General features: G+C 71.4%; 11 protein-coding genes and 1 pseudogene. 7 read left to right on the plus strand and 5 right to left on the minus strand.

All coding sequences use genetic code 11. The features are described 5' to 3' along the window. Window positions 1-68 precede the first annotated feature (68 nt). From ACWFR4_RS06640 to ACWFR4_RS06660, 5 genes and pseudogenes are all read left to right on the plus strand, one after another. Window positions 69-998 (plus strand): response regulator transcription factor, encoded by a 930-nt coding sequence (locus ACWFR4_RS06640; RefSeq protein ID WP_453651178.1) that lies wholly within the window; start codon window positions 69-71, stop codon window positions 996-998. A 93-nt stretch (window positions 999-1,091) separates the two neighbouring features. Further along, entirely contained in the window at window positions 1,092-1,736 is a 645-nt protein-coding gene (locus ACWFR4_RS06645) for a LysE family translocator (RefSeq protein ID WP_453651180.1), read from the plus strand. Window positions 1,737-1,968: 232 nt separating this feature from the next. Next, entirely contained in the window at window positions 1,969-3,132 is a 1,164-nt protein-coding gene (locus tag ACWFR4_RS06650; protein ID WP_453464221.1) for a magnesium and cobalt transport protein CorA, read from the plus strand. Window positions 3,133-3,321: 189 nt separating this feature from the next. Next, a complete protein-coding gene (locus tag ACWFR4_RS06655) occupies window positions 3,322-3,846 on the plus strand; it encodes a VOC family protein (protein WP_453464224.1) in 525 nt (174 codons plus the stop codon). 122 nt (window positions 3,847-3,968) lie between these two features. Next, window positions 3,969-4,366: pseudogene (locus ACWFR4_RS06660) on the plus strand (helix-turn-helix domain-containing protein); the annotation flags it as partial. Between the two features lie 165 nt (window positions 4,367-4,531). Here ACWFR4_RS06660 and ACWFR4_RS06665 read toward each other — a convergent pair. The 3 genes from ACWFR4_RS06665 to ACWFR4_RS06675 form a co-directional block, all read right to left on the minus strand. Beyond that, window positions 4,532-5,881 (minus strand): diacylglycerol/lipid kinase family protein, encoded by a 1,350-nt coding sequence (locus ACWFR4_RS06665; protein ID WP_453651182.1) that lies wholly within the window; start codon window positions 5,879-5,881, stop codon window positions 4,532-4,534. Between the two features lie 576 nt (window positions 5,882-6,457). Further along, window positions 6,458-9,241, minus strand: a complete 2,784-nt coding sequence (locus tag ACWFR4_RS06670) for a molybdopterin-dependent oxidoreductase (RefSeq protein ID WP_453651184.1) — start codon at window positions 9,239-9,241, stop codon at window positions 6,458-6,460. Further along, window positions 9,238-10,071, minus strand: coding sequence for an FAD binding domain-containing protein (locus ACWFR4_RS06675; protein WP_453464233.1), 834 nt, complete (start codon window positions 10,069-10,071; stop codon window positions 9,238-9,240). Before ACWFR4_RS06675 ends, ACWFR4_RS06670 begins: the two co-directional genes overlap by 4 nt. Window positions 10,072-10,333: 262 nt before the next feature. On the opposite strand from ACWFR4_RS06675, the gene ACWFR4_RS06680 reads away from it, so the two are divergent. Further along, the gene (locus ACWFR4_RS06680) at window positions 10,334-10,795 is read left to right on the plus strand and encodes a VOC family protein (protein WP_453651186.1); all 462 of its coding nucleotides are present in this window, start codon (window positions 10,334-10,336) and stop codon (window positions 10,793-10,795) included. A 26-nt stretch (window positions 10,796-10,821) separates the two neighbouring features. Here ACWFR4_RS06680 and ACWFR4_RS06685 read toward each other — a convergent pair whose 3' ends face one another. Both ACWFR4_RS06685 and ACWFR4_RS06690 read right to left on the minus strand, forming a co-directional pair. Beyond that, a complete protein-coding gene (locus ACWFR4_RS06685) occupies window positions 10,822-12,636 on the minus strand; it encodes a bifunctional sugar phosphate isomerase/epimerase/4-hydroxyphenylpyruvate dioxygenase family protein (protein ID WP_453651188.1) in 1,815 nt (604 codons plus the stop codon). A 61-nt stretch (window positions 12,637-12,697) separates the two neighbouring features. After that, entirely contained in the window at window positions 12,698-13,573 is an 876-nt protein-coding gene (locus tag ACWFR4_RS06690) for a shikimate dehydrogenase (protein WP_453651190.1), read from the minus strand. A 128-nt stretch (window positions 13,574-13,701) separates the two neighbouring features. On the opposite strand from ACWFR4_RS06690, the gene ACWFR4_RS06695 reads away from it, so the two are divergent. After that, window positions 13,702-14,367: a TetR/AcrR family transcriptional regulator gene (locus tag ACWFR4_RS06695; protein WP_453464245.1), complete on the plus strand. Its 666-nt coding sequence runs from the start codon at window positions 13,702-13,704 to the stop codon at window positions 14,365-14,367. The last annotated feature ends 46 nt before the right edge of the window (window positions 14,368-14,413 follow it).

Below are 14,413 nucleotides of genomic sequence, written 5' to 3' on the forward strand. Positions count from 1 at the left end.
CGTGACGCAGATCTCACCACCCCCGGACGGGGGTGGTGTACGACCCGCTCTCTGGAGGGACACGGCGAGTGAGCGCAGACGGGGCCGACGCGGTGGAGATGCATGCCGCTCTGGTGCGGCTGCGGCGGGGCACGGGACTGCCCGTCGCGTTCGGCGGACTCATGACGGGCGGCCCCATGACGGGCGGCACCGGCTCGGTGCGCATCGGGGAGCTGAGCGGCGCGGTGACGGGCGCCCTCCGCGGCCTCGCCATCGCGACGGGCAACGGCCTGGGCGGCAAGGCACTCGCCCTGTCCCGGCCGTGCGCCGTCACGGACTACCCGGTCTCGCGGCACATCAGCCACGAGTACGACGCGGCGGTCTCGGCCGAGGGCCTGCTCTCGGTCCTCGCGGTCCCCGTCGTCGTACGGCGCCGGGTGCGGGGTGTCCTCTACGGGGCGCTGCGCACCGCCCAGCCGCTGGGCGACCGCACGCTGGGCGAGGCGGTCGCGGCAGCGCGCGACGTGGAACAGGCTCTGGTGGTACGAGACGAGGCGCGGGCGTTGCTGGCGGCGGTGGCGGGAGCGGGGGCCGCCGGCTCGAGGGCCGGCGGGGTGGCTCCTGGGGTGGCCGGGGCGGTTGCTGGCGCGGGTGGCTCGGGGGCCGGCGCGGCGGTCGGTTCGGCGGCGTGGGAGGAGGTGCGGGAGGCGCACGGCGCGCTGCGGGCGCTCGCGCCTCGCGTCGTGGATCCGGCACTGCGCGAGGAACTCCTCGCGGTGTGCGGGCGGCTCGCCTCGGCGACGGCTCCGCCACGAGTACGGGACGTGGGCCTCACGCCACGCGAAATGGACGTCCTCGCGTGCGTGGCCACCGGCGCGACGAACGCGGTCACGGCCGAGCGGCTCGGCCTGCGGCCCGAGACCGTCAAGGGCTATCTGCGGTCGGCGATGCGGAAACTGGGCGCGCACACGCGCCTGGAAGCGGTGGTGGCGGCACGGAGGGCGGGGCTGCTGCCTTAGCCGCTCTTTGAGGGCAATGCCCTCGGGAGTCAGGAGCACCGCCCTCAAGTGCTCCATGGACGGGAAAGGGCCGTGCGGGACATGCTGGGGAACATGGTGTCCACCGACCGGTATCTCGCCTTCGCGGCGATGTCGCTCCTCGTGATCGTGATCCCTGGGCCGAGCGTGCTCTTCGTGATCGGGCGCGCGCTCGCGCACGGACGGCGGACGGCGGTCGCGACGGCGCTCGGCAATGTCATCGGCTCGTACGTGCTCGTGGTGGCCGTGGCGCTCGGGATCGGTTCCCTGGTGGAGCGCTCGGCAGCGGTGTTCATGGCGGTGAAGCTGGCGGGAGCCGCGTATCTGGTCTTCCTCGGCGTGCAGGCTTTCCGGCACCGCAGAGAGATGCGGGCCGAGGACATCCGGGGGCCGCAGGGCCCGCCGCGCGGCGATCTGCGAACGGTGGCGGACGGCGCGCTCGTCGGGGTCACCAATCCCAAGGGCATCGTCTTCTTCGCGGCGGTCCTGCCGCAGTTCGTGGACCACTCGGCTGGTCAAGTGCCCGCGCAGATGCTCCTGTTGGGGCTGATACCGATCTCGATCGGCCTGGTCACGGACACGCTGTGGGGCCTGACGGCGTCCGCCGCGCGTACGTGGTTCGCCCGGTCCGACCGGCGCCTGTCACTGATCGGCGGCACGGGAGGTTTCGCGATGATCGGCCTGGGCGTGACGGTCGCGGCGACGGGCCGCGCGGACTGATCCCCGACGGTCGGCCCAGCGCTTCGGCTGCCGCTGTTCGGGCCGTACGGTCCCGAAGCGGATGTCGCACGGGCCTGTGACCCCCAGCGTGCGCGCGGCGGTCTCGGCCCCGTCCGTGAGGGCGTCGCGCCGCCCCACGGTGACCGACGATCACCCCGCAGCGGCCGTATATGGGCCATATATCCTGCACAGTGGCCGAAGTGACAGCCGTTTCGACACGCAAGGCGGAGACATGGCAGAGCGGCGGGCCCGCCCCGGAGCGGAACCGAAGAAGTACATGTGGCGCCGCACCGCCGGACAGCCGCCGGTGAACCCGCCCGAGTCCGACACCACTCCGCCCCCGCCCGCCACACCCACCGACCCGGCGTCGGAGACGGCCAGCGTGGTGCAGGCGGGGCTGTACCGGGACGGAGTGCGGGTGTCGTCGCCCGCGACGCTCGCCGAGACGTTCCGCGAACTGCGCGAGCAGCCGGAGGGCATGGCATGGATCGGCCTGGCCCGCCCGACCGAGTCCGAACTCCTTTCCCTGGCAGGCGAGTTCGACCTGCACCCGCTCGCGGTCGAGGACGCGCTGGAGGCGCATCAGCGGCCGAAGCTGGAGCGGTACGGGGACACGCTGTTCGTCGTCCTGCGTGCCGCCCGCTACCTGGACGCGCCGGAGGAGGTCGAGTTCGGGGAGCTGCACGTGTTCGTCGGAGCGGACTTCGTCATCACCGTCCGCCACGGCGCGGCGCCCGACCTGTCCGGTGTGCGCCGCCGCATGGAGGACTCCCCCGAGCTGCTGAAACTCGGACCCGAGGCGGTGCTCTACGCGATCCTCGACGCGGTCGTGGACGGCTACGCCCCGGTCGTCGCCGGCGTCCAGACGGACATCGACGAGATCGAGACGGAGGTGTTCACCGGTGCGCCCGAGGTGTCCCGGCGCATCTACGAACTCTCCCGCGAAATGGTCGAGTTCCAGCGCGCCACCCGCCCCCTGGTCGGCATGCTGCACGCCCTGATGGCGGGCTTCGCGAAGTACGGCACGGACGAGGAACTCCAGCGCTACCTGCGGGACGTCGCCGACCACGTCACGCACACCAGCGAACGGGTCGACGGCTTCCGCCAGGCCCTCGCGGACATCCTGACGGTGAACGCGACGCAGGTGACCCAGCAGCAGAACGCGGAGATGCGGGCACTGGCCGAAGCGGGCTTCGAGCAGAACGAGGAGATCAAGCGCATCTCTTCATGGGCGGCGATTCTCTTTGCTCCGACACTGGTAGGAACTATCTACGGCATGAACTTTGAGAACATGCCGGAGCTGGGCTGGAGCTTCGGATACCCCTTCGCCGTCGGCTTGATGGGCGTGGTTTGTGTCAGTCTGTACGTGATTTTCAAACGACGAGACTGGCTCTGAGGGCAAGCAATCGCGCTTCAGGTCCCCACGCCGTTCGCTCTCGCATCTTCCGACAATGGAGCCCGCCTCCAGCCGGCCGGCGAGTCCCGTACCCACGCCGGGATTCCGGGATCATCTAGGACCAGAACTGTCCTAGTTGATCCCTAGTGTCGTCACGTCACGAAGAACCAGTAGGAGGGGACGACACCGATGAGTCACACTGCACCCGAGGGCTACACCAGCGTTGCACCGTGGGTGGTCACCGACGACACCGGCGCACTGCTCGACTTCATCACCGTCGCGTTCGACGGCGAAGAGATTGCACGGGTGCCGGTCGAGGACGGCACCATCGGTCACGGCGAGATCCGAGTGGGCGACACGGTCGTGCTGGCCTTCGACCGACGGCCCGACTGGCCGGTGATGCCCTCCCTGTTGCGGGTCTATGTCCCGGACGCGGACGCCGCCATGGCTGCTGCTGTTGCGCACGGGGCACTGGTGGTCACCGAGGCTGCTGACAGTGCGTGGGGGGATCGCGGCGGCAGAGTGCGGGACCCGTTCGGCAACATTTGGTGGGTGATGAGCCGGGTCGAGCACATCGCACCGGACCTGGCCTGGCAGCGGATGTCCGAGCCGAAGTACATCGAGGCGATGCGCACGGCCCAGGAGACCCTGGACGCCTCGCTCAGCGGTCGGGAGGCAGGGGTGGCCAGCGCCCCGCGGCGCCCAACCCACTGAGATCGACTTCCGGCCTGCCCGCAGGCGACGGGAGTTGAGGGCCGGCAGCAGTGCATGGACGCAACGAAGCCCCTGGTACACGGTATCTCGACCAAGATCACCCGTGCCGCCAGGAGCTTCGTGTGCTTGCCTACCCGTCATCAATAGATCTGTCCACCGGCACCCTGAGTACCTGACTGGTCAACTCATCGCCCGGCGGCTGGAGATCGGCACACGCCGGCGGCGCCTGACCGCCGGCCGTCAGGCGCTCCTTGCGCCGGCTCACCTGCGGTGCGGCGACACCCATGCCCAGCTCGCCGCTGGATTCGGGATCGGGATCGCAACCGTCCACCGATACGTCCCCGAGGCCGTCGACGTGCCGGCCGCCGTCGCACCGACCTCGGCCGAGGCGATGAAGACGGCCTCGACGAAGGCGTTCGTGATCCTGGACGGCACCCTGCTGCCGATCGACCGGATCACCGCCGACACTCCGTACTGCTCCGGGAAACACGAGCGGCACTGCATGAACGTGCAGGTTCTCGGTATTGAGAGGGTGGCTGATTCATGCACGAGTTCCTCGGGCGCTTCGGCTGCCGGCCAGGTCGAAGCACGAAACCACGGCACCGCGTGCGTCCGCCGGCGATGCGCGTGGAGGGTGTCGTCCCGCGTCGGCTGCGCCCCGTTCACGGCCGGCTTTCGTCGTTCGTCAGGCCGGGGTCTGCTCGTCCTCGGTCCGCCCGCTGCGACCGAGCGCAAGATCGATGATCAGTCGCCAGTTCATGGCCGGCGCAGGTGCGACCACGCCCGGACGGTCGCGCGGTACGAGGACCCGCAGCGCGCCCGGGCGCAACGTGCACATGACCGGGGTGGGCATCTGCAGCGCCTCGCCGTCGACCGCGACGGGGATCTCGTCCGTGCCGGCGGTCACCTCGACCCGCTGTGCGGTCATGACGGTCAGCCCTGTGGACCCCGTGCCCCGCACAGCCAGGTCGGCGGCCTGCGCCGCGTCCTCCACCCGGATCCCGAGCACCCCCAGCTCGCCGTCGTCGAGACTCGGCCGACGGCCGCCGGCGCCGAACTCGTCGGGTGAGGCGTACGGGTTGTTGCTGACCAGCAGTGCCTGCTGGGCCGAGAGCACGGTGCCGTCGACCTGTGCGTCGAGCCGTCGCACCCCTTCGCCGAGCAGCAGGTCCGGCATGAGGGACAGCGCCGTGCCCGCCTTGTCGTCTCGGTACTCGGGCCGTTGCACGACGTCGGCGTACACCCCGAAGGACACGGTGTTGACGAAGGCCCGGCCTCCGACGTCGCCGAGGTCGACCCGGAGCTCCTCGCCGTCGGTCAGCGCGTCGAGGCAGCGAGACGGGTCGGAGCGGTCGAGGCCCAGGTCCATGGCGAAGTGGTTACGGGTGCCGGCCGAGACGACGAGGAACGGCAGGTCGTGCTCGGCGGCGACCGCCGCGACCAGGGCCTGGGTGCCATCGCCGCCCGCGACGCCGAGCAGGTCCGCGCCCTCTGCCACGGCCCGCCGGGCCAGCGCGGCGACGTCGGCCGGGGCGGACGGGTCGAGCAGGATCACCCGAGCGCCGAGTTCCTCCGCCCGCTCGACCAGCCCGAAGCGGCCGACCTTCCCGCCCCCGGACTTCGGATTCATGATCAGGACCGGCCGGTTCGGCGGGGGCACAGCGATCGCCCGCCACGGGCGTTCCGGACGCGACCTGCGCAGCGCCGCCCGGGCGAAGGCCGCCGCCGCACCCCAGCACAGGCACAGACCCAGAGCCGTCAGCCACAGACCGTCGTGCGCGAAGAGCACCAGGACGGCGACGGGTGCCACGACCGCGAGGAGCGCCCCGAACAGCCGTACCGCGCCGCGGTGCGCCACGAACCACCAGACGCCCGCGGCGCAGACGACCAGCCCGAAGAGCCCGGCCCCGACAATGACGAGCCCGCCCTCTCCCAGTGCGAGCACGAGCACGGCCACCGAACCCACCGCCGCAAGCACCGCCAGACGCGCCGGCAGCCGCGCCGCCCCACTCCCTTCGGGGCCCTTTGCACGCATCCTGCCCATGGTGTCCTCTCCGTGCCGTTGCCGACCGCGAGCCCGGTCCGAGGCATGGCACCGGCCTGCGGGTCGTAGGTGTCCGGAGCCTGACGCACTCCGAGAAGTACCTCACCCTCAGGGTTCAAAGGCCCGACCGACCCGCCGCACCGCCGCCACAGCGCGAGCAGGTCGGCGGGCAGGCGGAACCCGAGCCCCTGGTACGAGCCGCCGAAGCCCCTGTGCTCGTCGAGCAAGTTGATCTCCAGCAGCCGGTGGGCCTGCCGACCGTCCTCGGCCGTACGGCGCAGGGGGTGGTCGTCGGCCGGGGTGAGGTACGCGTCGGACCGGGCGCCACGGGCGTCCGTTCCCACTATGTGGCCGACGTTCCGTCCCCCCAGCGTCCGGCCCGCCTTGGTGGCCAGGGTCTGGATCTCGGCGTGCAGATGGCTGCCGGCCAGGGCCTGGGCCATCCGCCGGCCCTCCACGAGGCCCAGGGCGCGCAGCCGTTCGTCCATCCGGTCGGGTGCTGCCATGGTGCCGTTCCTCTTCCGTTCCACCCGAAATCCGTTCAGCCCGAAATCCGCTCAGCCCGAGTCAGGCGCCCGGAACGCAGTTGTGCCGGTCGAGGGCGAGCCAGACGCGGTCCCGGGTGACCGGCATCTCGGTGAACCGGATGCCGGTGGCGTCGCGCAGCGCGTTGGCGAAGGCGGGGGCGACCGGGTTGAAGGGGCTCTCGCTCATCGACTTGGCGCCGAGCGGGCCGATGGCGTCGGTGGTCTCCATGAAGTGGACCTCGGTGCGCGGGACATCGGCGTACTGCGGGAGGCGGTAGCGGCGGAAGGCGGCGGTCGTGACCTCGCCTCGGTCGTCGACGCGTACCGTCTCGAACAGCGTCGCGCCCAGCGCCTGCGCGACGCCTCCCTCGACCTGGCCGCGGCACTGCATCGGGTTCATGACCTTGCCCGCGTCGGCGGCGTGGACGCTGCGCAGGATGCGGATCTCGCCGGTGCCGGGGTCGACGGCGAGGCGGAACCACTGGGCGTTGAAGGCGACGGAGCGGGGCGAGCCGCCCCAGTGGCCGTCGGCGGCCACCTCGTCCGTCGCGCCCTTCGCCTCGGCCGCCTCGTACAGCTCCTTCAGCGTCACCACCCGGCCCGCGCAGTCGATGGCCTCGGCCCCGAGGACGCACAGGTGGCGGGCGACCCCCGTGTGCCGGGCGGCGAAGGTCCGCAGCCGTTCGGCGAGCGAGCCGGCGGCGAGGAGGACGGCCTTGCCGGCCACCACCGTGCCCGCGGAGCCGAAGGCGCCGGTGTCGTGGCGGACGACGTCGGTGTCGGACTGCCGGACCGCGAGGCGGTCCTCGGTGGTGTTCAGCGCGCCGGCGGTGATCTGCTTGTGGACGGTGGTGGTGCCGTTGCCGAACTCGGCCGTGCCGACGGCGATGTCGTACGTCCCGTCGGCCAGGAGGGACACGCGGGCGTCGGCGTAGTGCCCGCCGGGCGGGCCGGTCGCGATCATCGCCATGGCCGTGCCCTGCCCGACCAGCCAGCCCTCGGGGGCCTGCTCGGCGCTGGTGTCCTCGGCGATCGCCTTGCGCACGACCCCCAGGCACTGGTCGAGGCCGTACGAGGCGATGTGGAGGTCCTCCTCCTCGCCGATCGGGCTGAGCATGTGCTCGCCGGGGCCGATGATGTTCTTCTCCCGGAAGACCAGCGGGTCCATGCCGAGACGGCGGGCCAGCTCGTCCATGACCGATTCGACGGCGAAGGTGACCTGGCCGAGGCCGTAACCGCGGAAGGCGCCCGCCGGGACGACGTTGGTGTAGACGGAGAACGCGTCGACCTTCTTGTGCGGGGCGCGGTAGACGGCGAACGACTCGCCGACGCTGTGGAACATGACGGCGGGTCCGTGGTTGCCGTAGGCGCCGGTGTTGGAGACGACGCGCATCTGGATCGCGGTCAAAGTGCCGTCGGTGCGGGCGCCGACCTTGATGCCGATGGTGAAGGGGTGGCGTGTGGTCGCTCCGTAGAACTGCTCCGCCCGCGTGTACTCCAGCTTCACCGGCCGCCGCAGTTTCAGCGCCGCCAGCGTGACGATGTCCTCCGTCAGCATCTCCTGCTTGCCGCCGAAGCCGCCGCCCACGCGCCCGGCGACGACGCGCACCTCGTCCTCGGGCAGCCCGTACAGGGCGCACAGGGCGCGGCGCGTCAGGAACGGGGTCTGGGTGGAGGAGCGGACGGTGAGGCGTTCGCCGGTGCCGTCCTCCTTGGGCTCGAAGTAGGCGACGCAGCCGTGGGTCTCCAGGCTGGCGTGCTGGACGCGCTGCGTGCGGAAGGTCTCCTCGTGGACGATGTCGGCGTCGGCGAAGCCGTCCGCGACGGAGCCGATCTCGCCGTGCACTTCGCCGGCGACGTTGTTCTCCACGCGGGAGATCCGCACCTCGGGGCCCTTGCCCTCGTGGATGACGGGGGCGCCGGGGGCCATCGCCTTCTCGGGGTCGGTGACGTACGGGAGCTGCTCGTAGACGACTTCCACCCGTCGGCAGCCTTCCTCGGCGGCCTGCTCGCTGTCGGCGACCACGGCGGCGACGCGCTGGCCGACGTAGCGGACGGTGTCGTCGAGGACGCGGGTGTCGTCGGGGTCCTCGGTGGGGTGCTCGTGACGGGCCGAGGAGTACAGGGTCTCCGGGGCGTCCTCGTGGGTGAGGACGGCGTGCACTCCGGGCACGCGCAGGGCGTCCGCTGTGTCGATGGAGAGGATGCGGGCGTGCGGGTGCGGGGAGCGCAGCAGCTTCATGTGGAGGAGGCCGGGCACCTCGACGTCGAAGGTGTAGCGGGCGGTGCCGGTCACGACCTGGGGGCCGGCGGGCGCGCCAAGGCTCTTGCCGACTGCCTTGCCCGCGCAGGGGCGTTCGGTGTGCTGCACGCCCCGCACGGAGTCCTCGATGGCGCGATATCCCGTACACCGGCAGATGTTGCCCTTGAAGGCGCGGGGCAGGTCCGACAGCTTGCCGTCGTCGTGTTCGGTGCCCTGCTCGGCTTCGAGGGCGGCCGTCGTCATCAGGAATCCGGCCGTGCAGAAGCCGCACTGGAACCCTTGGGCGCCGAGGAACTTCTGCTGGACGGGGTGGAGTTCACCCTCCGGGGAAGCGAGGCCCTCGACGGTCGTCACGGAGCGGCCCTGTGCCCGTACGGCCGGATACAGGCAGCTGTGGACCGGCTCCCCGTCCACATGGACCGTGCAGGCGCCGCAGTCGCCCGCGTCACAGCCCTTCTTCACCCCGAACCAGCCGCGCTCACGCAGATACGTACGCAGACACTGGCCCGCCCGTGGCTCGGTGTCGAAATGCTGGGCGTTGACCTCGATGTCGAAGCTCATCGTGCACCGTCCTCGGAGAGCCGGGTCAGTTCATGGCGGACTTCCTCGGCGAGGCGGAAGCCCATGTGCCGCCGCCACTCGGGCAGTCCGTGGATGTCGTCGAACCAGTCGTCCTCGCCCACGGCCGCCTCGATCGCCCGCCGGAGTTCGCCCTTGTCGGGCGACAGCGGGAACCAGAGGCGGAACGGCCGTACGGTCGCCGCGCTGATCGTCACCGCCATCGACCCGTCCACCGGATCGAGCGTCCCGATGACCAGCGCTCCCGAGCGGCCGAGCCCGTACAGCGACGCCTGGCGGAAGGCCGTACGGCAGCCGAGTGCCCGCGCGGGCACGGTGACCGAGCGGAGCAGCTCGCCCTCGCCGAGGTCCTTGCGGCCCGCGCCGGTGATGAAGTCGGCGACCTTCACGGTCCGCCTCACCCCTGCCTGCGACTGGAGCAGACATGTGCCGTCGAGTGCGGCGGTCAGCGAGATCATGGGTCCGGCCGGCAGCCCGTTGCACAGGTTCCCGCCCACGGTCGCCATGTTCCAGATCTTGAACGAGGCCAGAAAGGCACGGCAGCACTGCTCGATCAACGGCGCCGCCTCGGCCCCGAACTTCCGCCCGAAACGGGAGAGTTGGGCGATGGTGCACGTCGCCGCGATCTCCAGCGAGCCGTCCTCACCGTGGGTCAGCGACTCCCAGCCCATGCGGCTCAGATCCACCAGGCGCCGCAGATGGGGCTGCGGCTCGGAGAACAGGTACGTGCCCCCGCCGAGCCATGCGTCGCCCGGTTGCCAAGGCTCACGCAGCCGCGCGTCACGCACTTCCTTCACCGTGTTCAGATCCATGTCTCCAACGCCCCTCAGCTGCTGCCTCACAGCCAGTGAAGCCGGGAGGAGGGCCGGAAACGACTGGTGCACCACACGGAATACGCCACCCCGACGCCGTGGGCATTGGTTGAACGACCAAGCAGCTTTCGGCTCCGGCACACCGGGATTACGGACCGAATCTGTCCGCAAGAGGTGTCAGGGTGGCTTCAGGGGCGCGGACGCACTGTCCTGCGGACCTCTGCCCGCACACACACGCATCCCGCTACGAACGGAGCACCCTGTGAGCCGCCACATCCAGGTCACCTTCGACGCCCACGACCCGAGGGCGCTGTCGTCGTTCTGGCGCGACGTACTGGGCTACGTCCACCCCGGCCCGCCCGGCGTCGACGTGCCCAAGGGCGCCGACCCGCTGGCCGCGTGGGACGACTTCCTCGCGCGGATCGGCGTACCGGAGGAGCAGCGCAACACGAGGTCGGCCGTCGAGGACCCGGACGGGCGGGGCCCGAGGCTGTTCTTCCAGCAGGTGCCGGAGGACAAGGCCGCCAAGAACCGCGTCCACCTCGACGTCCGTGCGGCCCCCGGTCTTGAGGGTGAGGAGCGGATGACGGCGCTCGAGGCCGAGTGCGCCCGGCTCGTCGCGCTGGGTGCCGCGCGGGTACGCCGCGACGAGCCCGCTCCCCCGCTGAGCACGGGCTACATCGTGATGACCGACCCGGAGGGGAACGAGTTCTGCCTGGACTGAGGCGTCGTGGCGGTACGGCGCGGGGCCTACCTGCGTCCGGGGCGCAGTGCGTGCTGGGCGGCGAGGCGGACGGGGGCGTTCTGGGCTCCGTAACCGCGGTATCCGCCGTCGCGCTGGACCACTTCGAAGAAGACCCGGCCGACCGTCTCCGTATAGAAGTGCCGGAAGGTGCCGTTCTCGTCGCGGTCGTAGAGGATGCCGAGCTCCCGGTACGTCTCCGCCTCGCCCGGGGCGAACTCGAAGCGCGCCGCCAAGTCGTCGTAGTAGTTGGGCGGTACGGACAGCGGGTGCCCGCCCGCGTCCTGGAAGGCGCGCGCGGCGGCGACCACGTCGTCCGTCGCCAGGGCGATGTGCTGGGCGCGGCCGGCGTCGTCGGCGGGGCCGGGGCCGATGCCGAGGGCGATCCGCACCCTGCCGTCGTCGTTCGTGACGGCGCGGCTGCGCAGCAGACCGTAGGGGTCGGCGACGTCGACGCTTTCCTGGGGCCTGAGCCCGAGGACCGTGCGGTGGAAGAGCGCGGCCTCGTCGAACTGGTGCCAGGGCTGGGTCAGGGCGAGGTGGTCGATGCGCAGGACGGCGCCCCGCGGGTCCCGGTCTCCGTCGCCGATGCCGGCGCCGGTCAGGGGTGGGAAGTCCTCCCGCCAGTTCGGCAGGCCCGCCCGGTCCGTCGCACAGAAGAAGATCTCCACGCCGTCGGGCGCCGCCACCGCGTCCAGCGGGGCGTCCTCCGGTGCCCGGTGACGCGGCAGTACGGGGGCGAGGAGCGACTCGGCGCGGGCCGCCGCGCCCACCGGGTCGGGGGATTCCAGGCCGAGCGCGGCGAGGGCGAGCCCGTCGCGGTGGCGGACCGGATCCGTGGTGACGAGGATGCGGGCGTCGCCGCGCTGCCACAGTTCGACGGGCTTGCTGCGGTGTCTGGCCGTCCGGGCCAGGCCGAGCGCGCCGAGGAGCGAGGACACGGCACCGGCGTCCGGGGTGGTGAGTTCCGCGAAGGCGAAGCCGGTGGGCTGGACCGGTGCGGGCGGCGCCGCGATCCCGGCGGCCTCCTGGAGGAGCATCAGGGAGCGCCGGGCGTCGACGGCGGTGGGGCCCGCGTCGGCCTGCCGGAAGACGTCGTTGAACACCTCCAGCGAGAGCGGGCCCGTGTAACCGGCGTTGATCACGTGCCGGACGAGTCCGGTCACGTCCAGGCCGCCCTGCCCGGGGAAGCAGCGGTAGTGGCGGCTCCACTGGAGCACGTCCATCGCCATCAGCGGGGCGTCGGCGAGCTGGAGGAAGAAGATCTTCTCGCCGGGGATGCCCTCGATGCCCTTGGGGTCACAGCCGCGGGCGAGGATGTGGAAGCTGTCCAGACAGGTGCCGAGCGCGGGGTGCCCCGCCGCCTCGACGATGCGCCAGGCGTGGTCGTACGTGCTGACGTGGCGGCCCCAGGCGAGTGCTTCGTAGGCGACGCGGACGCCGTGTTCCTGCGCCGACTCCGCGAGCCGGTGGAGGTGTTCGGCGGCGAGAGCGTCGTCGTCGACGGCGAGGGGCGAGACGCTGGAGCACACCAGGACGGTGTCCGTACCGAGCCGGTTCATCAGCCGGAACTTGTGCTCGGCGCGGCGCAGGTTCCGCTCGAACTCCTTCGGCGGCACGGCCTCGATGTCCCGCATCGGCTGGTAGAGGTCGATGGTCAGGCCGAGGTCGGCGGCGCGGGCCCTGATCTCCTCGGGGGTCAGGGGACTCGCGAGGAGATCGTTCTCGAAGATCTCCACCCCGTCGAATCCGGCCGAGGCAGCGGCGGTGAGTTTCTCGGTCAGGGATCCACTGAGCGAGACGGTGGCGATCGAGGTGCGCACGGCGGTGCTCCTTGGGAGGGGGACGGGGTGGAGGTGGACGAGTCGGCGGTGGCGGGCGGGGTCAGCCCCGTGCGGCCGCCGCGCCCGCCAGTTCGGCGATGTCCGCGAGCATCCGCGTACTGTCCGGCTCGCGGCGCGTGAAGAGCCGGAACGCGTCGGCGGCCTGGAACACCGCCATCCCTCCGCCGTCGAGCGTGGCGCAGCCCAACTCCCTTGCGGTGCACAGCAGTTCCGTCTCGAGCGGCCGGTAGACGACTTCCGCGACCCACAGGGACGGGCGCAGCAGCCGGGCGGGGAGCGGGAGTCCGGGGTGGGCGGCCATGCCGGTGGGTGTGGCATGGACGAGGCCGTCGGCGCGGGCGAGGTGCTCCTCGATGCGGTCCGGGGTCCCGGCGGACGCGCGGCCCTCGCCGAAGTGCCGGTTCAGCGACGCGGCCAGGTCCGCGGCGCGTTCGGGCATCGCGTCCACGACGGTGAGGTGGCCGCCGCCCAGGGTGAGCACGGCGTGCGCGACGGCCGCGCCCGCGCCGCCCGCGCCGAGCTGCACGACCCGGTCGAGCGGGGCGTCGGGCAGGCCACGGGCGAAGGACGCCGCGAATCCGGTGACGTCGGTGTTGTGGCCGACGGCGCGCCCACCCTCGAACACGACGGTGTTGACAGCGCCGAGCGCCTCGGCCTGCGGGGCGAGCTCGTCGAGGTGCGGGATGACGAGCTGCTTGCAGGGGTGGGTGATGTTCAGGCCGTCGTAGCCCACGGCCCGGGCCGCCCTCACCAGGTCGCCGACCTTGTCGGGGGTGGCACCCAGGGGGTCGATGTCGATCAGCCGGTAGAGATAGCGCAGGCCCTGGCGGTCGGCCTCCCGCTCATGGAGCGCGGGGCTCAGCGAGGGGCCGATGCCCGAACCGATCAGACCGACGAGGCAGGAGTCCTGAGGCACCGTTTCTCCTAATGTACGAACTGGTTCGTTAGTAATACCAGGAAGGCGGCATCCTGGAAAGGGCAGCCACTCACCGACCCCGGCGCTGCTTCTACAATCACCAGCACCGAACCGACCCGGAGGAACGCATGGCCACAGTCGAAGAGCCGACGCGACCCGCCGGACGGATCCGGGACGCCGCCCGCACCAAGGCCGAGATTCTCGACGTCGCCACCCAGGAGTTCGCGCGCGCCGGCTACACGGGCGCCCGCGTCGACGAGATCGCGGCCCGCACCCGCACCACGAAGCGGATGATCTACTACTACTTCGGCGGCAAGGAACAGCTGTTCACGGCGGTTCTGGAGCACGCGTACTCGGCGATCCGGCAGGCCGAGCAGGAGGTCGACGTCGACCACCTGGACCCGGTCGCGGCCATCCGCCGGCTCGCCGAGCTCACCTTCGACCACCATGAGGCGCACCCCGACTTCATCCGCCTGGTCGCGATCGAGAACATCCACGAGGCGGAGCACATCGCCGCTTCCGAACAGCTCGGCGCGCTCAATTCGCCCGCGATCGAGGTGATCCGGCGCATCCTCGACACCGGGCGCGCGTCGGGCCTGTTCACGGCCGAGATCGACGCCGTCGACCTGCACGCGATGATCAGCTCGTTCTGCTTCTTCCGGGTCTCGAACCGGCATACCTTCGGTGCGCTCTTCGGCCGTGACCTGGTGGCGGCGGAGCAGCGCGAGCACTACCGGACCATGCTCGGCGACATGGTCATCGCCTATCTGACGGCGGACCGCACCGAGGACTGAGGCAGGGTGCCGGGCGGGTAGCCCGCGCGGAAGTTTCCGCGGCCCA

Source organism: Streptomyces sp. NPDC055140 (assembly GCF_053607285.1).

Excerpts from the sequence above, each read along its gene's own strand:
- ACWFR4_RS06645 (WP_453651180.1), top strand. The coding sequence starts at position 1,092 with ATGGTGTCCACCGACCGGTATCTCGCCTTCGCGGCGATGTCGCTCCTC.
- ACWFR4_RS06650 (WP_453464221.1), top strand. The coding sequence starts at position 1,969 with ATGGCAGAGCGGCGGGCCCGCCCCGGAGCGGAACCGAAGAAGTACATG.
- ACWFR4_RS06655 (WP_453464224.1), top strand. The coding sequence starts at position 3,322 with ATGAGTCACACTGCACCCGAGGGCTACACCAGCGTTGCACCGTGGGTG.
- ACWFR4_RS06665 (WP_453651182.1), bottom strand. The coding sequence starts at position 5,881 with ATGCGTGCAAAGGGCCCCGAAGGGAGTGGGGCGGCGCGGCTGCCGGCG.
- ACWFR4_RS06670 (WP_453651184.1), bottom strand. The coding sequence starts at position 9,241 with ATGAGCTTCGACATCGAGGTCAACGCCCAGCATTTCGACACCGAGCCA.
- ACWFR4_RS06675 (WP_453464233.1), bottom strand. The coding sequence starts at position 10,071 with ATGGATCTGAACACGGTGAAGGAAGTGCGTGACGCGCGGCTGCGTGAG.
- ACWFR4_RS06695 (WP_453464245.1), top strand. The coding sequence starts at position 13,702 with ATGGCCACAGTCGAAGAGCCGACGCGACCCGCCGGACGGATCCGGGAC.